The 25,387-nt window shown below is 34.9% G+C and carries 23 protein-coding genes and 1 pseudogene; 9 read left to right on the top strand and 15 right to left on the bottom strand.

Annotation, left to right across the window (positions count from 1 at the left end):
- Positions 1-72: 72 nt before the first annotated feature.
- Together IPK91_15315 and IPK91_15310 are read right to left on the bottom strand one after the other, a co-directional pair.
- Complete coding sequence (locus IPK91_15315) at positions 73-1,143, bottom strand: hypothetical protein (GenBank protein ID MBK8298614.1); 1,071 nt, start codon at positions 1,141-1,143, stop codon at positions 73-75.
- A gap of 20 nt (positions 1,144-1,163) precedes the next feature.
- Positions 1,164-2,000, bottom strand: coding sequence for an NAD(P)-dependent oxidoreductase (locus tag IPK91_15310; protein MBK8298613.1), 837 nt, complete (start codon positions 1,998-2,000; stop codon positions 1,164-1,166).
- 166 nt (positions 2,001-2,166) lie between these two features.
- Here IPK91_15310 and IPK91_15305 point away from each other — a divergent pair, with 166 nt between their 5' ends.
- Both IPK91_15305 and IPK91_15300 read left to right on the top strand, forming a co-directional pair.
- Positions 2,167-5,595, top strand: a complete 3,429-nt coding sequence (locus IPK91_15305) for a gliding motility-associated C-terminal domain-containing protein (protein ID MBK8298612.1) — start codon at positions 2,167-2,169, stop codon at positions 5,593-5,595.
- A 220-nt stretch (positions 5,596-5,815) separates the two neighbouring features.
- Positions 5,816-6,778 carry a class I SAM-dependent methyltransferase gene (locus IPK91_15300; GenBank protein MBK8298611.1) on the top strand — a complete coding sequence of 321 codons (963 nt, stop codon included), beginning with the start codon at positions 5,816-5,818 and terminating at the stop codon, positions 6,776-6,778.
- Between the two features lie 572 nt (positions 6,779-7,350).
- Here the strand turns inward: IPK91_15300 and IPK91_15295 are convergent.
- Complete coding sequence (locus IPK91_15295) at positions 7,351-7,626, bottom strand: acylphosphatase (GenBank protein MBK8298610.1); 276 nt, start codon at positions 7,624-7,626, stop codon at positions 7,351-7,353.
- Positions 7,627-7,667: 41 nt separating this feature from the next.
- On the opposite strand from IPK91_15295, the gene IPK91_15290 reads away from it, so the two are divergent.
- Entirely contained in the window at positions 7,668-8,867 is a 1,200-nt protein-coding gene (locus tag IPK91_15290) for a homogentisate 1,2-dioxygenase (protein ID MBK8298609.1), read from the top strand.
- Between the two features lie 86 nt (positions 8,868-8,953).
- On the top strand, positions 8,954-10,078 hold the full coding sequence (gene hppD / locus IPK91_15285) for a 4-hydroxyphenylpyruvate dioxygenase (GenBank protein MBK8298608.1): 1,125 nt from the start codon (positions 8,954-8,956) through the stop codon (positions 10,076-10,078).
- A 548-nt stretch (positions 10,079-10,626) separates the two neighbouring features.
- Here the strand turns inward: hppD and IPK91_15280 are convergent.
- From IPK91_15280 to IPK91_15265, 4 genes are all read right to left on the bottom strand, one after another.
- Positions 10,627-12,273: a hypothetical protein gene (locus IPK91_15280; protein ID MBK8298607.1), complete on the bottom strand. Its 1,647-nt coding sequence runs from the start codon at positions 12,271-12,273 to the stop codon at positions 10,627-10,629.
- A 22-nt stretch (positions 12,274-12,295) separates the two neighbouring features.
- Complete coding sequence (locus tag IPK91_15275) at positions 12,296-12,766, bottom strand: T9SS type A sorting domain-containing protein (GenBank protein ID MBK8298606.1); 471 nt, start codon at positions 12,764-12,766, stop codon at positions 12,296-12,298.
- Positions 12,767-13,183: 417 nt separating this feature from the next.
- Positions 13,184-13,702, bottom strand: coding sequence for a ferritin (locus tag IPK91_15270; protein ID MBK8298605.1), 519 nt, complete (start codon positions 13,700-13,702; stop codon positions 13,184-13,186).
- Between the two features lie 41 nt (positions 13,703-13,743).
- Complete coding sequence (locus IPK91_15265) at positions 13,744-14,193, bottom strand: low molecular weight phosphotyrosine protein phosphatase (protein ID MBK8298604.1); 450 nt, start codon at positions 14,191-14,193, stop codon at positions 13,744-13,746.
- 56 nt (positions 14,194-14,249) lie between these two features.
- Here IPK91_15265 and IPK91_15260 point away from each other — a divergent pair, with 56 nt between their 5' ends.
- From IPK91_15260 to IPK91_15245, 4 genes are all read left to right on the top strand, one after another.
- The gene (locus IPK91_15260) at positions 14,250-15,017 is read left to right on the top strand and encodes a glycosyltransferase family 2 protein (protein MBK8298603.1); all 768 of its coding nucleotides are present in this window, start codon (positions 14,250-14,252) and stop codon (positions 15,015-15,017) included.
- 41 nt (positions 15,018-15,058) lie between these two features.
- On the top strand, positions 15,059-15,424 hold the full coding sequence (locus tag IPK91_15255; protein ID MBK8298602.1) for a CoA-binding protein: 366 nt from the start codon (positions 15,059-15,061) through the stop codon (positions 15,422-15,424).
- Between the two features lie 61 nt (positions 15,425-15,485).
- Complete coding sequence (locus IPK91_15250) at positions 15,486-15,881, top strand: hypothetical protein (protein MBK8298601.1); 396 nt, start codon at positions 15,486-15,488, stop codon at positions 15,879-15,881.
- Positions 15,848-16,201 (top strand): hypothetical protein, encoded by a 354-nt coding sequence (locus IPK91_15245; protein ID MBK8298600.1) that lies wholly within the window; start codon positions 15,848-15,850, stop codon positions 16,199-16,201. Before IPK91_15250 ends, IPK91_15245 begins: the two co-directional genes overlap by 34 nt.
- A 29-nt stretch (positions 16,202-16,230) precedes the next feature.
- On the opposite strand, the gene IPK91_15240 is transcribed toward IPK91_15245, so the two are convergent.
- The 6 genes from IPK91_15240 to IPK91_15215 all read right to left on the bottom strand — a co-directional run bounded on the left by IPK91_15240 (position 16,231) and on the right by IPK91_15215 (position 22,709).
- Positions 16,231-18,477 (bottom strand): tetratricopeptide repeat protein, encoded by a 2,247-nt coding sequence (locus tag IPK91_15240; protein MBK8298599.1) that lies wholly within the window; start codon positions 18,475-18,477, stop codon positions 16,231-16,233.
- A 20-nt stretch (positions 18,478-18,497) separates the two neighbouring features.
- On the bottom strand, positions 18,498-19,235 hold the full coding sequence (locus tag IPK91_15235) for a hypothetical protein (protein MBK8298598.1): 738 nt from the start codon (positions 19,233-19,235) through the stop codon (positions 18,498-18,500).
- Positions 19,236-19,273: 38 nt separating this feature from the next.
- The gene (locus IPK91_15230) at positions 19,274-20,275 is read right to left on the bottom strand and encodes a hypothetical protein (GenBank protein MBK8298597.1); all 1,002 of its coding nucleotides are present in this window, start codon (positions 20,273-20,275) and stop codon (positions 19,274-19,276) included.
- A gap of 32 nt (positions 20,276-20,307) precedes the next feature.
- On the bottom strand, positions 20,308-21,399 hold the full coding sequence (locus IPK91_15225; GenBank protein MBK8298596.1) for a proline dehydrogenase family protein: 1,092 nt from the start codon (positions 21,397-21,399) through the stop codon (positions 20,308-20,310).
- Between the two features lie 112 nt (positions 21,400-21,511).
- Positions 21,512-22,240, bottom strand: a complete 729-nt coding sequence (gene aroE / locus IPK91_15220; protein ID MBK8298595.1) for a shikimate dehydrogenase — start codon at positions 22,238-22,240, stop codon at positions 21,512-21,514.
- A 244-nt stretch (positions 22,241-22,484) separates the two neighbouring features.
- A complete protein-coding gene (locus IPK91_15215; GenBank protein MBK8298594.1) occupies positions 22,485-22,709 on the bottom strand; it encodes a T9SS type A sorting domain-containing protein in 225 nt (74 codons plus the stop codon).
- 392 nt (positions 22,710-23,101) lie between these two features.
- Here IPK91_15215 and IPK91_15210 point away from each other — a divergent pair, with 392 nt between their 5' ends.
- Positions 23,102-23,356: a hypothetical protein gene (locus IPK91_15210; protein ID MBK8298593.1), complete on the top strand. Its 255-nt coding sequence runs from the start codon at positions 23,102-23,104 to the stop codon at positions 23,354-23,356.
- 16 nt (positions 23,357-23,372) lie between these two features.
- Here IPK91_15210 and IPK91_15205 read toward each other — a convergent pair whose 3' ends face one another.
- Complete coding sequence (locus IPK91_15205) at positions 23,373-24,428, bottom strand: IS3 family transposase (GenBank protein ID MBK8298592.1); 1,056 nt, start codon at positions 24,426-24,428, stop codon at positions 23,373-23,375.
- Positions 24,425-24,743 (bottom strand): annotated as a pseudogene (locus IPK91_15200) (transposase). Before IPK91_15200 ends, IPK91_15205 begins: the two are co-directional and overlap by 4 nt.
- Between the last annotated feature and the right edge of the window lie 644 nt (positions 24,744-25,387).

Here is a 25,387-nt window from a genome sequence, read left to right as displayed (position 1 = left end):
GCGGATTTTTTTTTGGGGAATTTTTTACAACGTTACAATTCAAATAAGTACATGATGAAATGCAATTAAAATTTATAGTTTGTCAATGCTATAATTATAAATTGTTATAAGCTTTCGACTTTCTATTTCAGCATCGTGAAATTTCTCAACATAAATTCTTCCTTCTTTTCCTTTTCGATCTCTAAATTCTTTATTTTCAATCAATTCAATCAGTTTATCTTTTAAATTGGAAGGATTTGCATTTATAATTGGACAATCTGTAGGAATTCCTTTTTCAAAAACCCTTGGCATTAAATAAGCTACGACCGGCTTACAATATGCCATTGCTTCTATTGCCGCAGAAGCGTAACTCCCTAATACGATTTGATCTATATATATATCACATTCCTGCATTGCCTTTAAAACTTCATGTCTAGGTACTTTATTCTGAATGACAAATTCAATTTGGTATAATTTTGATAATTCATCAATTACCGGCAAAATATAGTTTGAACCTTTTGCAAATTTCGCAGAAGGTGAATGAAGGATTCTTATCTTAGTAGAACTGGAAGGTTTATTTTTACTTATTAAATACCTTTCTTTCTCAAAACATCTATAAAAAATTGGGTAGACTATAGGAAACAAATCAGGAAGTACAAAGAGCTGCATTTCTGGGGTTAAGATGGGGACAAATCCAAGTTTAGAAAATACCTGTTGTGTGGCTTTAGATTGTCGATAGGATTCTATATGCTTATATTCATAACCACTGTTATAAGCTTCCCAATACCAAGGGCTCTCGATTTTAGTAACTTCAGGAATTCGGATATCACTTCCAACCCACTCTATAAATCGAGGTTTTCTAAACCATTTGACCAAGTATAAATCGAATCCAAACGGAAGTATACTTCTCCAAGTCCAATGTACAACATCACACCACAACAATAACTTAATTAGTACGAATAAAAACTTAAGTTTATAATAAACAATTTTCAACACATTTCTTGATGCTTGATCGCAATCAATATCAATAACAAATTGATTTGATTCTTTATAAGGATGCTTGGCAAAATCAATACAAACAGCTTCATGACCAAGCTGATTCAATGCCTTCGCTGTGATTGCAGGCATTGAAGCTATATTATAGGGTGCAAAAAGAATTTTCATAAATTTAAGGCAACAATAAACTAAATACAATCAATAATTCCTTCCTCAAATTTAACTTGAGATTCACCGAGGATTTCTTTCATCTTAACTAAATCTGGGATTAAATGGGTACTTTCCTTGTCTTCAACTTCAATAGTTGGTTTGCAGTTTAATTTATCTCCAATTATAGTTACCATCTGTTGAATAGAAAGTGTTTCTGGCCCTGCTAAATTTATTGTGTTACTTTCACTTAGTTTCAGGCTTGAAAAAATTCCATTTACGACATCACTCACGTGCGTTGGATTGGTTTGCATTCCTCCATTATTTTGAATAGTTATTGGATTGCCACTCCGAACATTTTCAATCAATCTTGGAATAAGCATATCCTTTCTTTGTCCCATGCCATAAACAAAAAATAATCTCAACTGAATTATTGTCAAAAACGAACTATAATTATCCAGTATTAGTTCACTGCAATATTTGGAAGTAAGATAAAAACCAAGATCTGCATCAAACTGGATAGGTGCTGATTCTGTTTTTAATTCTGGGCCAAATCCATAGATACCACCAGAAGATGCGAAAATAAACTTTGAAACTAAATTTTTATGTGCCCAATCTACTAACTTCAACGTACTTAGGGTGTTAACATGAAAAATATCAACTGCTTTCTCTGGAAATAATCTAAAATCAGGACTCTGAGCTAAATGGATAATGCAATCAGGAATTGAATTTACCTGGTCAAAATTCCAATCACTTGTAAAATCAACAGTGGAGGATTTGCTGCTGTGTAAGCGTTCAACTTCGTAACCAAAAGATGCTAATTTCTTAATTAAATGACTTCCGACTAAACCAGAAGCGCCAGTTACCAATATTTTCATTAACACAAAATAAGAACTAGAATTTGAGTAATTACGTTTTTTATGTAATTAGTTGTTTTATAATTAATAATACATATATTTAATAATAATATATGATTACAAACCTGCTCTTCACTTGCAAATTAATTCCAATTTGATTATATTAGAGCAAATTCTAAAAGTGAAAATGGATCAATTCATTCAGATCCTTAAAAATAGAAAAATTGGAACAGCAATTTTAATCTATGCAGCAAGCATAATGAACCTTTTTGCAATTCCAACTCCACTGCCTAAATTAATTAAAGACAAAGCATCAATTTCTATAAGTCAGCAGGCGCTTGCAATTGTACAAAATCCACCGTCTTACATGAATTGTACAAAAATTAAATGGCTAAGTTGGTCCTTGTCTAATAATCATCAATACCAAGGAGTAAATGGAGCTGGAGATACCGCCTATTTAAACTGTGATATGAAATCAGATTTAAAAGGACTATACGATCTCGAATTTCTCAGCAATATGTATCAACCGAAAATTGTAACAAGAATGCCTGCACCCTTCATGCCAGGAAATGGCATTGGTACTTTAATTCATCGCTTTGATCTTGCTAAAATTAAAAATCCTGATAGCCTATTATTTTACATTGCTTCATGTCCTAATTCCAAAAAAGGATTCAATGGCCCACAATATAATAAACTGCGTTTCTATGACAGATTTAATAACCAATTAGACGTAGCAAGCATTAAACAACTATTCAGAGATCCAAGCATCTATAATTTAAGTACGACTCAGGTAACTTATCAACAAAAAGAAATAATTTTAATTGCAGACGATCAAAATAACTTAGGAGATGGGGATATTCTTTTGTTTAATAATTTCCAACCTAATTTACGTACAATTGAGATTGAGCACAATGATGATGAAAGCTTTACATGGGATGGGGTGTATTTAAACTTAGGTTTACCGGATTGTTGTCCGCAGAGTCAGTTGACTAGTCAAATAATTGAATGTACCGATAGTATAAACAATTATACAATAAATTTATTTATAAATTCTCTGGAATTAAACAAATTGGGAACCCTTAATTTTGAGATTGATGGAAATCATAGTGCATCTTATTCATTACCGGCTACCAATCCTTTGAAAATAAGTCTTACGAATCTTTTTCCTGATGGAAAAGATCATATGATATGTTATACATTGAACAACAATATTGGTTGCAAGCAATGTATTACTTTAAAAGCTCCTGATCCCCCTGATACTCCGATTATATTAGCAGCTAATGCATTTTGTGAAGGAGAACAAATATTCCTATCCACTGTCAATAACGGTACCATCCAATGGAATGGCCCAAATTCCTTCACTTCAACAAATCTTAATCCAATAATTAATAATATTACCAGTAAAAATTCAGGAATTTATATACTAAAAGTTACAAACGCCAACGGTTGCACGACTACTGATTCAATTTCAATTTCGGTAATTCCACTAATTAAAATAGATACCTCAATTAGTAGTTGTAAATCTTACAATTGGAATAATCAAGTATATACAAGCTCTGGTCAATATGTTCAAACATTAAAATCTAGTTTAAATTGCGATAGCATCATTTCACTTCGTTTAACAATAGTGCCACCAAGTATAGATAGCATTGCAATTCAAGCATGTGATTCTGTAACTATAAATAACAACACATATTATAAATCGGGTCAATTCGTTCTCAATTTAACTAATGCTGCTGGTTGTGATAGTATCATTGTTTTAAATATACAAATTGACTCAAGTACAACGAAGGTACTTGATGCTGGAATGGATCGTATCATTTGTGAAGGGGATACGCTTCAATTAAATGCAAATTATACCGGGGCCGGTACTATAAATTGGGAATCTCAATTTGGGACTTTTAGTGCTCCAAATAATATAAATGCTCTTTATATACCCAATCAATCATCAAGTCATTTTATATTTATTTCAACCACCGATAAATGTTCTACCGGAAAAGACAGTATTTGGATTCAGATAAATCCAAAAAAGTCTATTGACACCTCAATTAGTTCATGCAATCCCTATTTGTGGAATAATCAATTATATTCTCAATCCGGTCAATATACTCAACTATTTTCTTCCGTTAATTTATGTGACAGTATCGTCAATCTCAAACTTACTATAAACAAATCAAGTATCGATACAATTAAATTTACTGGCTGTGATTCTATTAGAATCAATAATACAGTTTATTATCAATCTGGTCAATATGCTACTAATTTTATTAATGCAGCCGGATGCGACAGTATAATAATATCCGATGTTACCATCGATTTAAGTAATTCATATCTTCTTGAAGCAGGAAGCGATTTAAGCATTTGCGAAGGAGATAGCATTCAATTAAATGCACAATTTAATGGCTCAGCGACTTTTAATTGGAGATCAAATTTTGGTTCATTTAATAATTCCTTAAATCCACAATCAGTTTATTATCCAAACACTAAAACCAACCATTTTATTTACATAAGTGCTGAAAACAACTGTTCAATGTATTTCGACAGTATTTGGATACAAGTCTATCCCAAGACAACCATTGATACCAGTTTTGTCGCTTGTGAAAACTTTACTTTAAACAATATCTTGTATGCTCAATCCGGTAAATATACTCAACTCCTTACCAGCAAAAATGGATGTGATAGTACGATTAATTTTAATTTATTAATTAATACTAATGATCTAACCGAGATCCATTATACTGAATGCGATAGCTTCTTTCTTAACGGGAAGTATTATACCAAATCCGATACAGTGCAAGTAGTATATACCAATTTAAAGGGTTGTGACAGCATTGTCTTATCCTATATTCATATTGATTCTAAAACGAATTATACATTAAATGCAGGCATGGATATAAGCATTTGTGAATCGGATTCGATTCTTCTACATGGCTTTTATAATGGGGCAGGACCTACAAATTGGAATTCTACCGGTGGTGTATTTTCAGATATACACAATTTAAACACGTATTACTATCCTAAATCGACTTTTAACCATTATATTTATCTTAGTTCTGTCGAAAAATGCAATTCTAAAATTGATAGCATTTGGGTCACCATTGAACCCCCATCACAGCCCACTCTGATCGCAGATCCTATAATTAACCCCTGCGAGGAAACCATCCTTAGTCTTTCCGGCAGTGCTAACTATACCTGGACGCCTGCCGATAAAATTGAGTGTCTTGATCCTCCCTGTTCCAAGGTCAGACTCAAATCAAATGGTACAATTAAATTAACCGTTACTTCCGATAAAATATGCAGTCTCCCATTAGAAGTAAATGTTAAATTGCCAAAACAATCCCAGACCGTATTTGTACCAAACGCATTTACACCCAATGGCGATCAATCCAATGATATTTTTATGCCAATATTTACTTGCCCTCCTGAAAATTATATACTACAAATATTCGACCGCTGGGGCAATATGGTATTCGAGTCTAAAGATGTAGAAAAAGGTTGGAATGGACAATTTAACTCAGCTAAAATGTCCCCAGCAGTATTTGCATATACAATTCAATACAAACATTTTAATCAGTCAAATTCAATTATTTCTGGTACTGTTAGCTTGATTCGATAAAAATCCATTTAATTAAGTTACTAAATATATATTACAAAATATGTATTTTATTGAATTGAACATTAAATATAAAAAACCAGCTAACACTCAAGTTTAAAACATAAGGTAACACAAAACCTATTTAAATTTATAAATAGGAGTGTAAATATATTGAAAATACATAAAATAATTATACAATATAATTAATTTTGACCTTTTAAAATATTAAACTTGAAATAAAATGTTACAAACCTATTTTAAATCACCAATAACAATTATTGAAAATCGAATTTATATAAATAAAAATAACGATATTTTAGAAGCAAACCAAAGTCAAACCACAGAATCCTTTAGCTCCAAATGGAATCATACTAATAATATTAGTGATTTAGATAGACTTTATAATTTTCAATATGAATGGTTTCTAAAATTATACGGTTTTAATGATGAAAATAATCTTGCCAATTTTCTACAAGATAAAAACTTAATAATAGATACTGGCTGTGGATTAGGTTATAAATCTTATTGGTTAAGTAAATTAGCACCGCACGCCACTGTAATTGGAATTGACATCTCTGACTCTATAAATATTGCAGCATCAAATTACCTAAATATACCAAACTTGTTTTTTTTAAAGGCTGATATTTCAAATTCGCATCTCAAAGAAAATATATGTGATTTTGTGGTTTGCGATCAAGTAATTATGCATACAGAAAATCCTGAAAAAACATTTTTACATCTATCAGAAATTACCTCTACTAATGGAGAATTTGCTTGCTACTTTTACAGAAAAAAGGCACTGCCAAGAGAATTAATTGACGATTATTTTCGGATCAAAACCCACAATATACCTGATCAAGAAATGTGGGAGTTATCCGAACAATTAACAATACTTGGGAAAACATTATCAGAATTAAATGTAACGTTTAAAGCACCCGATATACCATTATTAAATATCAAAGGAGGAGAATACGACATTCAAAGATTTATTTATTGGAACTTTTTAAAATGTTTTTGGAAAAATGATTGGGGCTTTGAATTAAGTAAAATTACAAATTTTGATTGGTATTCTCCAAGCAACGCCAAAAGATATTATAAAAATGAAATTATAGAGCTTATTAATAACTCAAATATGGCTATAAAAACCTGGCATGAAGAAGAAGCGTGCTTCAGTGGCAGATTTTACAAAAATAACAAACATTAAATTTTTTCGTATAGAGATAATAATTCTTCTCTGCGAGATTCAGATACAGGCAATACAGATTTATCAATTAATGTAACTTGGAGATTATTATGCTTATTAAATTATGTAATATAATTATTCCAGAATAAATTATACTCTTTATTGACATGTTGGATTTTAGCTTTCGCACTAACAAATATAAATTGGATTCCTTAAAATTCCTATTGCGAATCGTGGCTTCTTGCTAGATAAATTTATTTATTAGCATCTTTTAAAATTCATTTTCTATCTTAATAAACAAACCGCTGTATTCAATCATTCAAACAGCATGTTCAATCAAAATCAGAAATTTAAAGAGTTTTTTATATTTTTTAAGATCTAATAAACCAAAGGCCTTATTAAATAAATTAATAACAGTATTTAATAAATTCAATTGAATTTATTTGTTTCCTTCATTAAATAGTAATTATTTTGATCTATGTTTTATTCTTAATCCTATCGCGATCTGATTTTCAAATTCAGATCCAACACTATCAGAACACCAAATGCCGGTCAATCGTACCGGCATTTTTTTTATAGGGTTTGATAAGGTTTTATTTGTGTATTGTAAAATCCGACAATACGATAACCGGTAGATCCTCTTCTTCTATTGACACAACCTTTGCATTTAAAGGACCTTTCCAACACCAGATTTTAAATTTCTTTATGTCTTCTTCACTGCCATAAACTGAAATGCAGACAGATCCATCTGGATCATTCCTAACATGCCCCTTTAAGCCAAGGCGATCTGCCTCTTGCTTTGCAGATACCCGGTACCAGACTCCCTGTACTTTTCCCCGAATCTTCCAATGCCAACCTACCTGTTTCATGATTTCATCGTACCTTTAAACTCCAAATTTAGTAATCCTGTATGCATTATTATCACCTGGGTAACATCCCTCCCAAACGCCATACCCAATTTCGGAAATCCAATGGCGCACTCTATCACGAACAACTGTTTTCAACAGAGGGATTTTCAGATTTATATTCCATCTTATATCATTGCAATGCACCTACTCAAATTGTACAAGTAGAGGATCCCTATTCTGTAAAAGCTAAAACCATTCATGATAAACAACTGAAACATCGTTGTCTGAAAGGTTTTCAAATCGATCCAGAACCGGATTATCTGAAAAGTCGAAAACCCATTCTGGTTAATAATGATTGCCAGATTATTCTGTCTGCAGCACAAGAAAGTAGCAGTGGCTACTTTTTTAAAAATGCAGATGCGGATGAAGTCATCTTTGTACACGAAGGTACCGGCATACTGAAAACAATGTATGGCCAGATTCGATTTGCGTATGGTGATTATCTGGTGATCCCCAGGGGCACCATCTACCAAATGCATTTTGATACGCCTGTAAATCGTTTATTAATTATTGAATCCGCCGGACCCATTACGTTTCCAAACCGATATAGAAACAGTTTTGGACAATTGATGGAGCATGCTCCGTTTTGTGAGCGGGATATTCGTAAACTTTCTTTGCTGGAAACACACGATGAAAAAGGCGATTTTCTGCTCTATATTAAAAAACAAGACAACATCTATCCATATCACTATCTGAATCATCCCTTTGATGTGATAGGCTGGGATGGCTTTGTCTATCCCTTTGCATTTTCAATTCACGATTTCGAACCAATTACCGGAAGGGTCCATCAACCGCCTCCCGTACATCAAACTTTTGATGGACGCAATTTTGTAATATGCTCTTTTGTGCCTCGCCTGTTTGATTACCATCCGCTCGCCATACCGGCACCTTATAATCATAGCAATATCGACAGTGACGAAGTCCTCTATTATGTAGATGGCGATTTTATGAGCCGAAAACATGTCGAACGGGGTATGCTCACATTACATCCAGGAGGGATCCCACACGGCCCTCACCCTGGTACCGTAGAGAAAAGTATCGGCGCAAAGGAAACCCGCGAACTGGCTGTTATGATTGATACGTTTAAACCCCTGCTCATGACAGAACACGCCGTACGGATCGAAGATGGTGCCTATTATAAGTCCTGGTTGGATGCTGGTTCATCCAATGCGGGTATGCAACTTAATGATATTACTTCCTAAACTTTTTACACCCGTCTGCATTTAATTAAAAAATAAACTAATCGCAATTCGTTCGCAGCTCTATACAATTTCAAAACTTTAAAATCATGCAAACACTCACTGAAATAAAATCTCAAACGCAAACCGATGCTTTTCCAATTTTGGGTACTGATTTTATTGAATTTTATGTCGGCAATGCAAAACAAGCTGCTCATTATTATCAAACAGCTTTTGGATTTGAATTGATTGCATACAAAGGACCTGAAACTGGAAATCGTGAATTTTGTTCCTACGTTTTGAAACAAAATAAAATTCGTTTTGTCCTGACTTCGTCTCTATTTCCTGATCATGAAATCAATAAACATTTTCAACAACATGGAGATGGCGTTAAGGTCTTGGCCTTATGGGTTGAAGATGCTCGCAGTTCCTACGAAACCGCTCTATCCAGAGGGGCTGAATCTGCTTTTGAGCCCATTTCATTAAAAGATGATCATGGCGAAGTCATAATGGCAGGAATTAAAACCTACGGTGAAACCATCCATACCCTCGTCGAACGAAAAAATTATTCGGGCATATTCTTACCAGGCTTTGTTAAAAAAGAAAGTCTTTTAAAATCCGTTTCAACTGGTTTGAATTATGTCGATCATTGTGTTGGCAATGTTGAATTGGGACAAATGAATCGTTGGGTTAAATTCTATCAGGATGTCTTGGGATTTAAATTGTTAATCACCTTTGACGATAAAGATATTTCAACGGAATTTACTGCCTTGATGAGTAAAGTGGTCTCCAATGGCAATGGCTACATTAAATTTCCAATCAACGAACCGGCAGCTGGTCGTAAAAAATCACAAATTGAAGAATACATTGAATTTTACCGTGGAGCCGGGGTACAACATATTGCGATTGAAACAGACAACATTCTGAAAACGGTTGACCAACTTCGTAAAAATGGGGTTGATTTCCTCTATGTACCTGACAATTACTATGAAACCGTAATGGATCGCGTTGGACATATTGACGAAAACATGGAAGAAGTCAAACGACTTAATATTTTAGTTGACCGCGATGAAGATGGTTACTTGCTTCAAATATTTACCAAACCTGTCCAAGACAGACCGACCGTATTTTTTGAAATCATTCAACGTCGTGGTGCCAAATCATTTGGTAAAGGAAATTTTAAAGCCCTATTTGAAGCCATCGAGCGCGAACAAGAATTAAGGGGGAATTTATAATTTTTTGACTGTTGACTACTGACTGCTGACTCCTGATTTAATTAGTCTGTAGAGAGGAAGTCTTAAGGGAAATGGTACAATGCTGCAATACTACAATGTTGAAATGCTGCAATACTAAAATGGAGGAGAGCGTCTTGACAACTGAAAGTTTTTTCCCCCTTCAGACTAAAGACTAAATAGAACTTTTAAGCTTATTAGCTTAACAGCTTAATCGCTTTCACGCAAAGACGCAAAGTTTTTCCTAACAACTAACAACTATCACCTACCAACTAAAATACTTTCACGCAGAGTCGCAAAGACGTAAAGTTTTTCCTAACAACTAACAACTATCACCTACCAACTAAAATACTTTCACGCAGAGCCGCAAAGACGCAAAGTTTTTTCCACAGATTTTTCTTTTCAGACTACAGGCTATAGACTAAATAGAGCTTGATAGCTTAATAGCTTGACAGCTTAACAGCTTGACAGCTTAACAGCTTAACAGCTCTAAATAAAAAAAGCCCTCAGATTGCTCCAAAGGCTTTAATTAAATTTATAATAGAATGAGATTAATCTTGTCTTTCGAAAGCCTGATTGATTTCTGGAATTGAACTTGGAATTCTTACCGGAGTTGGAGTTTCCAATCCTTTTATGCGTACAGCTTTATAATCTTCATAGCCTTTACGTACAGCTTTAGCTTCCCAATCAAAACTATAATTTCCTTTACCCTGACGCAACTCTTTTACTCTAATTCCTTTAGCTGACTTTTCTATTACAGCCATGCCTTCAGAAGAAGCTGAACCTGGAGTTAGGTTTATTGTCATTGTGGATGGATTGATTACCAATTCAAAATGCTCAGAAAATGGTATAAATGCTTCACCGTTTACCAATTGAGCAGTTCCTCTTTCATAGGCTGCTGCTTCTGGTCCTTCAATGGATGCATACCAGATTTCTTTAGTTGGATCTTTTGGATGATCCATCCAGAAATTCTTAACATTGGCTGCAATAACGGATTGTGTTCCGCTTACATAAATTCCACCAATTAATTGACTTGCATTATTTGGATTAAACACGCCTACATAAGGTACAACGGTATTATTTACATTGGCTGCTGTGATGACACCCCCTGGTCTGCCACCTACTGCATTGTAGATTTGGCCTACTCCGTCAAATGCACTGTTTACTACACCTAAAATTTTAACGGCAGTTGCACCATTATATCCTTGATTTAATAATACAAATTCATTGGTTACGCTGCTTTTTGAACTGCCATTCAAGGTATTGGTAATTCTACCAAGTTGGAATGTGTCTTTATCAAAACGCAAGTAATGTTGAGCAAACGTAGTTGGATATTCTTTTACATAAGAACCATAGGCAATTTCTTTACCTAATGCATTTGCAGGTTTTGTCCAAAATTCTTCGAACCAATCCGTCGGACCGGAAACGGTGCGATGGATTGCATTGGGACGGAAATTTAAAGCCAATGAAGCCTGATTGGTTGGTGCGCCACCTTTAGGATCAAAAACGATGCTTTGACTTCCATCTACATAACTGAGTAGATTGCCATTTTTAGTCCAAAGGCTTGCACCTCCAGTAGGCAATGTTACGATACCGCCATTTTTGCTTAAAATAAGTTGGTTGGTAGTAGTATCTAAAACCAAAGTTTGAATTTCATTGGCAGGATCTGAATCGGCATCATTTTTTAAACCGGTCAAATCCACAGAATTTCCTTGAGATATCGCCAACATGTTTGTTGCAGGCGTAAATGTTAAATTTTGCAACTCGTTTTGTGGGTTTGAATCTGCATCCCCTTGTACAGCTGATTGTGCTTTGATTGCATACGCAGCAACCGGCACTGCAAGAATAGGAGAAACTCCCATAGGGGCAAATTGCGCACCTCCTGTAACATCCATATCAACTTTTAACTGGAAACCGCCTGCGGCCCAATCAATTGTTGAACAAGAACCTGTAGGAGTAGTTCCTTGACACACATTCACACTAAATAAACCGATGGCAGAGGTAGTCACGGTATGTACTTCAGAATATACAGGTGAATTGCCAGCATTCAAAATCGTCAAACGCAAGGCAATTGCCTGATTGTTCAAACTTGCATTTTGAGCATTACGGGCCACACCCTGATATTTAAAAGCAGGACTTTGACTAAAACCAATGGCTATAGTAAAAACACAAATGAGTATTGTAAATATCTTGTTCATTTTGTAAAATTTTATAAATTCATTATTTTAATTTCTCAAGAATAAATTGTTGCGTTTGATTCCCTTCGCTCGTCTCTAAAATATAAGATCCGGATGGCAGAAAATCTAATTCTAAAGAATGCACACCAGGTTCCAATTGATATTCCGAAATGCATGCTCCCTGAATGCCTACTAAATGAAAACTCAAGCGAACACCTGTTTGGTTTTCAATAGTCAACTGGGAAATAAATGGATTGGGATATATTTTCAATCCTTCAATTTCGGGATTCTTAGTAGAAACAATGGTTAGATTGGTTTGGTGAAAGCCCTGAGTTATAATATTCCCTGCTTTAATCAGAGATTCCGTGGCGATTTCACCTAAAGTCCATTCAATACTCAAATTGTTTGCTTTCATAACAGCTCCTGCACTGCTTAAAACCGTAGGCGTAATCTTTTGAGCCTGACCTGCATTCACTAGAAAAAGGGCTATTATAATTCCAATTCCATACTTCATAATCAAATTTTAAAAGATAAAAATACTAAAGACTCCGAATCAATTGACTAATTGCCAGAATCTGCAGTAAATAATTAATTAACTAATGCATATTTAATTATTAATTAATATATTACACATTTTTTATTTTATAATGTGTACTTCAGGAGGTCGGGCTCCGAGTTAATTTCACTTAATGTAGATTATTTATTAAGGAATCGCTGATCCCTTAATCCTTGATTCCTATATTTTAAAACAGATTTTAATGGCTACAATGGATATCCACTTAGATTGCCCTCTTGATTCAATTTAGCAGATCTCAAAAAAAACCTTTAGCTACATCTTGATTGTTTTTTAAATGCAGTGATTGCTGGTCTCTATTTCAGGGGAATAAAAAAAAACAGTGCGCCGAACTGCTAGGACCTACTCACGCCTCACTTAAGCTTTTGCTTCGTTTATAACAATTTGATTATTTATTGCTTCAACTTCTTTATCGATATAATATAAACACATAGGTCCTTCACCAATCAATTGAATTTTATCCAAAATTTTCATAACAACTGCTTCCTCTTCCCGCTGTTCCGAAACATACCACTGCAGAAAATTTTGTGTGGAATGGTCATTGAGTTTTTGCGTTGCATTGATTAAATCATGAATCGATTGGGTAACCTCTTTTTCTTGTTTAAATGTTTGATTAAAAATGTCATAGATGCTTTTGTAATCTGCCTTTGGTTTTTTAATTGCAGGAATAACAGGTTGACCATTCCGCTCAATCAAATAAGCCAGAATTTTCATCATATGCAAATGTTCTTCTTCCGCCTGCCGGTAAAAAAAACGTGAACAACCTTCCATGCTTTTTTGATCACACCAAACTGCCATTGCTAAATAGCTATAACTTGAAAAGGCTTCCTTCTCAAGTTGGTTGTTTAATGCCAATTCCATTTTTTTATCCAACATAAATTCTCATTTTTACTACCAACAATTTTTTAACTATAAGGTTAAGAATATTTAGTTACAATTTGTTTACAAGCTTCCTGGATTAATTTTCCTGCCTCTTTAAACCGATTGTCATAATATGGGTCCGGAACCTCTTCCGTTTCTTTATTGCCAGAAAACTCCAGCAGCAAATGAATTTTATAGGAAACATTCAAATCCTTGCTAAGTTTTTTAACATAGCCTAAATTTTCATGATCCATGGTGAGAATTAAATCAAATGTTTCCAAATCCTGCTTCTGAATCTTGCGACTGACCTGTTTCGAGATATCCAAGCCATGGGATTTCATTTCCTGAATGGCCCTTGGATCGGGATGCTCACCGTCATGGTATCCATTTGTACCTGCTGAATCAACCGTCCAATCCAATTGCTGCGCTTCAATCAATCCCTGCATAAATCCATGAGCCATCGGCGATCTACAGATGTTTCCCAGACAAACCATTAAAATCTTCATTCCGAAAATTAACAAGAATTCCAGAATTGCTTTATTTCTTTGTATTCAATTCTGCCATGATTCAAATTTCAGTTGTTGTTATAAGTTTTAACGAATCGCTTCAAATCGGTCGTTGCTTAGATTCTGTAAAGGAGCTGGCAGACGAAATTATTGTAGTCGATTCATATAGTACCGATGATACGGTTCAAATCGCGCAGTCCAAAGGAGCCGTGGTTTTTCAACATCCTTTTGAAGGCCATATTCAACAAAAAAATTATGCACTTACGAAAGCTCGTTTTGATTTTATTTTATCACTTGATGCGGATGAAGCCCTGGATGAAAATTTAAAGAAATCTATCCTTTTAGTAAAGTCAAATTGGAACCGGGATGGCTATTATTGCAATCGCTTTAATAATTATTGCGGTTATTGGGTCAAATATTGTGGTTGGTATCCGGATCGGAAAATGCGTTTGTTTAATAGAACAAAAGGCCAATGGACAGGTATGAATCCACATGACCGATATGAATTGATTGAAGGCTCAAATGATACCGAAGTATTACATGGCAATATTCTTCACTACAGTTATTCCAGTGTTGCGCAACATATTAAACAAATGAAGTATTTCTCAAAAATTGCATCCACTGAAATGTATTCAAGTCATAAAAAATATGCTTGGTTTCACATGATCGTTAACCCAATCCTTCATTTTATAAAATCATACATTCTAAAACGGGGATTCTTAGATGGATGGCGGGGTCTTCAAATTTGCAGCATTTCAAGTTATGGTACCTTTTTAAAATACTATCTTTTGTTAAAACGGAATCTCTCCTCAAATGAATCTTGAAAACAATAGAACCTTATTTGCCCTAATCCTGTTATAAACAAATGGCTTCCAAAAAAACAATTGTACTCGGCGCAAGCCCCAATCCGGAGCGTGCTTCCTATCAGGCGGTTCAGTTACTAAATTCAAAGCATCATGAAGTCATTGCCCTGGGGATCAAAGCAGGTACCATCGATGGGATCGACATCCAAACAGATAAGCCTTTGGTCACAAACATTGATACCATCAGTCTCTACGTGGGTCCTGACAAACAATCTGTATGGTATCCTTACCTACTCAGCATCCATCCCCGTCGGATAATTTTCAATCCTGGAACAGAAAATCCTGAATTACTGCAACTGGCTCAAGCGCATGGGATTCAAACTGAAACGTCTTGTACCCTGGTCTTACTTTCTACTGGGCAATACTAAAACATTGGCTAAATTTACTTTCCCTTAGGCTTGTTCAAACATGGTTTTTTAAAATAAAATTATGAAATCGATAGCTTTCCTATGTACCTTACTGATTCCAGTAATCCTGCACACACAAAATATTAATAAATTATTTAAAAGCCTTCCGATTGCCGCAACGAATTGTGAAGATGCATTTAAAACAGCGGAACTGGAGTGGGAGACAGAAACATTAGACAATGATTCAATTTTTCATCGCGCGAAAGCATGGGCTCCCGGTGGCGAAATCAAATCGTTTTCTGAAAGACTGGATGCAACAACTGCTTTTATTGAACGTGCATCTGAAAATAATAGTTTTTCGTTATCAGCTCCATCAACAATTGATAAAACGGTCATGAGTCAACTTGGTGACTTAACTAAAACAAGGGAAGCTATCAGTTTGAAATGGCAAATGCACGTGAATCAACCATCAATATAAATGCAGATTTTGTAGTGCCGAATGAATTGGATAATTCGTGTGAGCAAATTCAAAATGCCATGAATCAATTAAAACTGGCTTCTGAAAAAATTAATACACAGTTAGAAAAATTTACTACTAATTGTTCAACTGATTTGGAATCTTTCCAAACACAATTCGACGAATTAAATAAGATTCGCCACCCTATGGTAAATAATCAGGCCTTGGATGAATTGTCGAATCTTCTTACCATACTCAATGAGTTATCGTCGTTGTTAAATTTTCACTATAAAAATATGGTTGAAAGCCGTATGGCCTGGAATAATGCACTTTGCAAATAACCAGATGGCTTGATACCTATCTAAACTTCTTATTTGTTTTTATCCGGAAAAAACTGCTGCATCAGTGCATTCCATTTTACAGGATCTTCACGCACTGTTTGTAAGGACGGATCTTCCTGTAAACCTTTATAATCGTTATAACCAAACTCAAGCGCTTTCTTCAAAAATTGATAAGCTAACTCAGGCTCATTTTGTCCGTAATAGAAACACGCAATATTATAATTAAAAGAAGGATCTTTGGGATCCAATTCCAAGGCTCGCTTAAAAGACTGTTCAGCTTGTTCCTTTCTATTGGTCGAATAATATACGATCCCAACATTTCCATGAGCCATTGGATAGGATGCATCCAATTCAATGGCCCGCTGGTATTGGGATTCGGCATCTCGAAGGTTTCCTGTATTAAGGTAAGTATTACCCAAATTTGATTGCGCATAAATAAATGTGGAATCAATTTCCAGTGCTTTTTTATAATGAGACGCCGCCAGATCAAATGCACCTTGGGTTTCATAATAAATTCCAGCTGAATAGTGTGCAACCAAAGAATTTGAATCGATTTTATTTATTTTATCGAGGTAGTATTTTGCTTTAGAATAATTCCTGATTTTGTCAGAATATAAAAAAACTAAGCCAGCGTAAGGCAATTGCCAGGATGGTACGAGTGTAGTTGCTTTCTCTGCATAATATTCTGCAGAATCCTGTTGTAATAAATTAGAGCCATAGATAAAACTCATCTGCCAATAAACCTGCGGCATATTTTCCTGATATTGCAATGCTTGATTTAAATAACTTAATGATTTAGTTCCGGTTTCTTTATCCAGATTACGATTTGTCTTTGCAACAAAAAACCCTTCAAAAAATAATTTCCGTGCTTGCAATACCGGATACATGTAATGTTTCTCTCCTAATAAATTCGCAGCTCGTTCCAGGTATTCTGGGTACTTCTGGAATTTTTTTAAAGCATCTCGTTTGGATTGTGTTAAAACTCCTAAATCTGAGTTAAGGAAACGATTTAAAACTTGTTGTGCATCATCCTGTAAGATCGCAGCATAATTAAACCGCATGGAATTATGCAATTTTTGAATACTGGTATCCGCCTCCAATTTTATATAATAATAATCTGCACAATCATTTGCAGGACTTAAAAATAATTTTTGCTCAAGTCTCGCTTTAAATCGCTTGTAAAATTCCTGAATCTCCGGACTGGCCTTTGCAAGCACTTCAGTTTCCAAGCCCCTGTTTTCAGCAGGTGCAAATGCAACCGTTGCACCATCTTTCTCTTTTTTTAATTGCGCCAAACTTTCCTTGTTGACTGAATTGATGACTGCCAATTTATCTCCCAATAGTAAAGGAATTTGACTATTTGGTTTAACATCATTACTGACATTGTCTTCAAGGTATCGGTCCAACTCACCCAATGCAACTTTTCCATCTGAATTGCGATCTGCCAATCCAACGAGGCCTTCAATTAAATGGTAACTGAATACGCCTCTTCCACCACCCCATCGTTCGCCTTCCAATGAATACTCATTTGATTGACAGGACATAATTTTAATTGCATTTGCAAATTGATTGGCTAAATACGCTGCAGTGGCTTGAGTTCCATTGATAGCGCTTCCGGATAATTTTCCGGAATGACACGCATCTGTAATTACGATGGTTTTTACCTTTTTCTCAATGGCAAGTGTATTGACAATATCTTCCAAAAAACCAAGTGCAAATGCACCACCAGACATATATACTTTTGAAGGTGCGTCCCAACACAATAAAAACCCAGGTTGGGAAATGGTTTTTCGTTCAACATCCCCATGTCCACTAAAATATATGATGGCTTGATCGCCTTCTTTACATTCGGTCATCATCCAATCCAATGCAGCAACAATTTTTCCCTGTGTTGCTTCTTTATTTGTGAGCAATTGAATTTGATCTTCATTCAGGGAATAACCAGCTTTGCCCTTTAAGAAATCATAGAATAATTTTGCATCGCGTTCTGCAAAACGCAAATCAGGAATACCCGCATCCTGGTAATCAGAAATTCCAACCACTACGGCATAAAGCTTGCCCGTGAAACCCGATTTATTACTTGTAGCCAATGGAGAAACTCCTTTTTCTTGTGCAATTCCTATCACACTAAATCCAATATATAAAAGCAATATCCCAAAGATTCTAAGATAGTTCAGCCCTTGCTTTTGCAATTTAAATACAGCCGATTGCTTAGAATCTTTGGGATATTCTGCAACTAATTTTCTAAAAATTAAACTGAAATTTTGATGCTTCAAATACGATTTATTTGTATCAATTAAAAACTAAATAAGGTAGCGCGTTTACTACAAGAGGATCTACCATAATACCCCAATGCAAAATTGAATTCCATATTTAACTGTACAAATGCAGGATTCGTCTTTTTATACGAATCGTAATGTTTTGCTGCCGAAGGATTTGGAAATGCATTGGGTGTAAAATTTTTACCTTCATCACTGATCATATCTGTAAAACCATATCCCAATCTGATTCCCAACATGGTGGTGAAGTTTTCGTAATTCAACAAATATCCACCCACACCAAAAATTCCAGAAATGTAATTTTTCGCATAAAACTTTTTTACATCCGTCAATTGTTGATTGTAATCATCTTGTTGCGTTACTTTATTTACAAATGAAAACTGTGGACCCAATTCGACATACACCCCATTTTTTTGGTTTCGGTACAAAAGGGCAAGATCATAGGTTTTCCATTTTATGGTATGGTAATATGTTTTAGCATCTCGTAGAAAATCAAATTTTTGCTTGCTGTTTGAAAGCATAAAATCTACAGTAATCCCATTGTACAATCCGATGTAGAGGCCCAATTTAGCTCCGATCCCTGCACCTGTTGAAAGATGATGTTCGTAAAGTTTATCATCAAATAAATTGGAATTGATCATACCGGTAAGTCCATATCCAACTTTTACTCCGGCATCCATCCATGCATACACTTTTTGTGCATTAGTGGCAGAGATTGTCCAAAGGAAGATGAAAATTAGAAAAATGTTTTTCATGTTTGGTTAATTTTTATATTTTAAAAAGTATTTCAATTTTATTCTTGTGGAATCGCTTTAATGTGTGCTTTAATTTTAACTCCTTGAATCATCATGGTTTCTTCAGATTCAATTCCTTTAATGTCATACATTTGACCACCGGGTGATATTGCTTTAATTCCATAAAAGGATCCATCCGCTGCGATTGCTTTTATATTTAATATTCTGCCATTTTGACTTACTGCTTTTACATCCATTATTTTTTTATCAGCTGTGATTGCTTTAATATTATAGATGGTACCATCTTCGCCGATTGCTTTTACAGGACCATATTTTTCATTTCCTGCCAATACTTTCACTGCCAATTTTCTATTTCCAACAAATGCTTTCACATTCATCAAATGCAGATTGCCATTTTCTTCCAATGCTTTTACCGGATAAATACCCCCTTTATCATCCATGGCTTTGACATCAATGAGTTGACCATTGGGGTGAACTGCTTTGATATTCCAAACAAAATCTGTATTTTGATAATTTGCCTGTGGCAACGATTTAACATGCGCCCATACTTCTACTCCATGAATTTTAGTTTCAACATCTTGGTCTGTAAATTTCACACCTTTCACATCATGCAGTTTTCCTTCTGGTGAAATCGCTTTAATCGCATAAAAATCACCATCCGGACTAATGGCTTTAATGTGAATGATGTTTCCGGATTGACCTACTCCCTTTACGTCCCATTTTACATTGTCTGCAGAAAAGGCTTTAATATCATAGACCATTCCATTTTCATCGATGGCTTTGACTGGAGCAAATACATCCTGACTCCATAAAATTTTAACGGCCATTTGCTTGCCATTTTTTAAAGCTTTGATATCCATGTATTGGGTATTGTCATCCACAGAAATTGCTTTTACATCATATACATTGTTTTGTTTGTCAAATGCTTTGACATCCATAAATTTTCCTTGTGGGGCAATGGCTTTTACATGCCAGATCGTTTGTCCTACAGAAATTTGAAGACTCACAAACACAAGTACAATTCCTAAGAAATTTTTCATAAAAAATTATTTATTGTTTAAAATCGATTGGGTTAAGCATTTTTTAATCCGCGGCGCATCATTTCCTCATTCAATAATTTCAATTCCCGACTCATGTCGCCTGTGATACTGGTATTTTCTTCAGCACGCCGCACGAGATAGGGAACCACATCTTTAATTGGACCATAAGGTACATATTTTGCAACAATGTATCCTTTGGCAGCCAAATTAAACGTGATGTTATCACTCATACCTAACAACTGGCAAAAGTTTAAATGCGGATGATCATTTGGAATTCCGGCTTGAGCCATGAGTTCCGTTTGCAATAAACAGCTATTCCAATTATGGGTTGAATTGCACAAGCTGATTTGCTCTGGAAATTGAACACAAAACCGAATGGAATCATCGTATTGTGAATCAGTTACCAGCTTGTCTGCCGTGATCGGATCTTCATATCCTTTTTCCTTGGCGCGTTTCCGCTCTTTCTCCATATAGGCACCTCGTACAATTTTTGCACCAAAAATGTAATTTCCATTCTGAGCAGCTTCAAAACTTGATTTTAAATAATCCAATCGACCTTTGCGATACATTTGAAAGGTATTGTAGATAATTGGTTTTTCTTTATTAAAAACCGGCATGTACTTATCTACTAATTGGTCGATCGGGTCCTGGATCCAGGATTCCTCTGCATCTATAAAAATTCCGACTCCTAATTCAGCTGCTTTTTTACAAAGGATTACAAATCGCTCTTCCAGGCGTTCCCAGGCACGCTGGTCAAATGCAGATAAACTTTCTTTGGCATGGATTCTTTCTAAAACAGCGATTGGAATGTAGCCGGTAAGTTTGGTACTGATGACCGGGATGTTTGGGTTGCTAAAAGCAAATTCGAGTGCTTTCAAATTGACTTCCAGCGTATTTTGAAAATCTTCATCGTGTTCGCGGCCTTCTACCCCATAATCCAATATGGTCATGGTTTTTTTGTGATAAAGTCGATCTACGACCCGTTGGCATTCCAATAAATTGGTGCCACCGCAAAATTGATTAAAGATGGTTTCCCTAATGAGGGGATCCATTAAATGAAAAGGAACTTTTGCGGCCAGTTTTCCAAAAAACGAACCGATGCGTACCAAACTTGGGTTATTCATTAATTTAAATAGCCGATACGTATTTTTAAGCTCTCTATCCGTTTTATGAGAAAAGGCTATTTCGGTATTTCCAAAATCCAAAAGCGTCTCGTCGGTTTCTTCCATATACAGTTTATTGGTTCCAGAATTGCCAGGATAAATCCGCTTGTAAATGTAACATTTCCAGACCGTTTTTGACCCGGGCGCCTTGGTTGGCTCCAAGCCTCAAAAATAGGGATTTTTCAGGATTATAAACCAAATCATATAAAAGGAAAGAAGAATCCAGTTTTTGGTAAGGTATTTCAGGTTTTGAATCCAGATCCGGGTACATACCCAGGGGTGTTGTGTTTATAATTAATTTCCAATCTGGATCCCATAATTCTTGCAAATGGCCATAAGAAATCCCCTTTCCAGAGGAAGAAACACAGCTAAAACCGATTTCAAGGCAATTTAAGGCTTGCTGGACGGCTTTAGAGGCGCCTCCTGTGCCACACACGAGAGCCAGTGCGTTAAAGCCAGGTGGTAACCAGGAAGCCAAACTATTCATAAACGCCAAACTATCGGTATTGTGCCCGATCCAGCGGTCTTGACTATGTTTGATACAATTTACAGCTCCTATGAGTTGGGCTTCTGGTGTCAATTCATCCAAATAGGGAATGACCATTGATTTGTAGGGTACAGTCACATTAAGTCCTTGCAATTGACTGTTGCTTTCAAAAAATGCTTTTAAATCCTTGCCGGGATCCCATTCAAATAATCTGTATTCGTGATTTGACAAGCCTTCCTGCAACCATTTTTCTTCAAAATAAGATTTTGAAAAGGAGTGTTGAAGGGATTTGCCAAGAAGTCCAAATTGTGGCATAGATGGAAAGATACAATTTGTTAAGTCGAGTGTACAAATAATATGGTCCAATTTTGATGAATGCGACTAGTACTATTTTTAGCTAAGCGATTTCTTAAATTATGGTATAAATTTAAACCAAATTGAATGCATACTTTTTAAAAAGATAATAAGTTCAAATTGAAGTTTAAACAGTTCCAATTCCACTCTAAGTAGAAATCTTACATCAAATTTAAAAATTGCTTATTGAAATAAACCAATATTATTATATTTTAATAAACGATTTAATTTTACTACCACACTTATAATTTAACTTGATATAATAAATACCAATGGACATGTCATGAGTGTCAATTCTTATTTGGCTTTGATTTTCAATTTTAAATTTAGAAACTAAAATGCCTGCTTGATTGAATATCTCGCAATTAAGGGGGCTGTCTATATCTTGAATCCGAATATTTAAATATTCAGAAAGTGGATTTGAGTACAAAGCATAATCATTAATTGATGATTTATCATCTGTGTCAACAAACGTACTATCACATTGATAAAATGTCTGGTCTCCTACTAGACAGATCCCAAAAATTGAATCAATTCCAATTCCATCTACAGCTTAAACCAGACAGGGGTGGTCAATTACACCGGATTTTCCACGCAATCTCTGGTTTTCTACTTTTTCATCGAAATTATTCTTATTTTCGTTGACAAACTATATTAATTTTTGTATTATTGTTCTTCATTTCTCCACTCCATACTTTCATATTCAAATTTTTACGTTTATAATAGGCTAAATCCAGCTACCAAGGATTTACACTATTTTCCTAACTTAAATTACAAATTATGTAACAAATATCAATATGACAATTCATTAAACAACTCTTTATGATAACTTCACCACCTCTTCCTTATGACCCCTCAGGGGAACATCCTGAATATAAATCAAAAAAACAATTCTCACAAGAATTAGGTTTAAATATTAAAACTTTCTCTCGAAAGTTAAAAGAAAAAGGATTTAAACTAAAAAGGGGCTTCTTATCTCCAATGGAACAAAGAGAAATTAAAATTAAACTCGGTTATTTGGACTGCACTAATCATGGATTTCAACTTATAGGTTGTCTGTTTCTACTTGTAGGATAATCTATTCCTGATTGTCTTAACCCCCAATTAACTGGACGGAATTTCTAAAACAGTTTTGTACTAAATCATCATTATCCTGATCACCTGCCAGGCGAAGATAGGCCGTTTCGTTGAACAAGTCAAGGTTAAACGGAGCGGACTCATTGCGCAAGCCTTCGCTGTCCGACCTTGACATGTCCACCGAAGCCGGCTCAAATGATTGCCTAACAGGTGAACAGGATAAACCTTGTTCCCATTTTTGCATCGGAGTTATATTTCCAATTGCGCCATGTTTTCTTTTATAATTGTACCAGTACATGTATTTTTGGATATGTTGTCTTGCATCGTAATAACTTGAAAATATAAATCTGTCGATCAATTCGGTTTGCTCAATTGAATGAAATGCTTCGATGTATGCATTCTCTTCTGGTGTTGATACATGTGTGAATTCCTGTTTTGCTTCCAATTCTTTTAATGTTTGGCGTACGCTGTTTGCTAAAAACTGTGAGCCATTATCATTACGTATGATAACTCCTTTCAATCCAAAGCGTAAATCCAACCATCTCATCAATGCGACAACATCTGTTTGCCTGACACTGGGTTTAAAGATCCAGCATAAAATTCTTCTGCTGAATACATCCATTATTGCAAGTTGATAATACCAGCGTTTATCTCCTTGGACCCAAACATATTTTATATCAAGACATAGATATTCCATAGGCCTTTTTGCATCGATCCGACGGTGCTTCACCCATTTTCGTTTTCCTTGTACGCTTATTCTTTTGCCACTCAATAAATGATTCACTTTCATCAAACGATAAACCTTCTTCTTATTAATCAGATATTCTAAATCTCGAAGTTCACAAGTCATTTTTGCATAACCATAAACGCAATAATCCATTGAAAGAATTGCACGTATTTGATCAACAACTAATGTGTTCTCTACCATCCCACATTTACCAATTGGTGTGTGGGTGCTAGGTTTCATTCCTCTTGGACTCGGATGAGCTTTATAGTATTGACTACTCTTTGCCACTTCAGCCCATTTGCAAAGATTTTCAACACTTGTTCGTGCTTTATACCTAATTATCATTTCCTTTCTTTGTGATAATGGGCATCGCTTTTTTTTAAAAGCTCTGTTTTAAATTCCAGCTCAAGGGCTTGGTTACCAATGATCCGCTTAAGTTTTGCATTTTCTTCCTCTAATAGATGTACCTGTGGATCTACCAGTCTGTATTCAGATTTTAAGCCTTCCCTTTCCCTTTGCTAAATATTTACGCCTCCAATTATAAATTAAGGACGACGACAAACTGTATTTTCTACAAGTCTCTGTGTGGCCTAAACGCTCTGCCTCCTGTAAGATACTATGCTTCTCTTCCGGAGTAAATTGTCTTCTTTGTTTTGTCATTTTTCCTAAAATTACTGTGACTAAATTGATTTTCAATATTTGTCCAGTCTTTTAGAGGCTAAGACATGATTATCAAATCAATTATAATTTATTTAGTAAATTGAACATGTTCCTTATTAAAACTAATTATTTAGGTTATAAAATTTAGTTTATAAAGTTGATTTCATTCTCAGAAAAGCAGAGTGATATACTAATGTCCTCAATTGTCTTTAATTGACTTGGTTTGGTTCAATTTGTCTTAATTTGTCGCTTGGACAAATATGATTAGCCTTTTAGGTTTGCAATTGAATTTAATCAATTAAAAACTTAGGTCATGACAAATATTGAATTTACTAATCAAGCTTCATTATTAGATTCACTTTTCGAATTTTACTTTATTTCAAATCCATGGATGGTAAGATTTGCATTATATGCTAACTGCCATATAATTGCTGTTACCAAGCTGAATTATTCATATTCGAAGAAGTCACTCCTCATTAAGTCATGCTCATCACAAAATGCAATAAAAAATAAAATGAGAATGATGGGGTTCAATTTTATTAAAAAGATAATAGACACAATACATAATAGCTCTAATTATATCTAAAATATCTGAGTTACTACTTCTAAGAATAAAATGCAACTTATATCTATCTCTTTAATAA

This window comes from Saprospiraceae bacterium (genome assembly GCA_016712145.1).
Classification (GTDB): Bacteria; Bacteroidota; Bacteroidia; order Chitinophagales; family Saprospiraceae; genus Vicinibacter.
The sequence above is the reverse complement of the archived record's forward strand: the minus strand, read 5'-3'. Positions and strand labels throughout refer to the sequence as shown.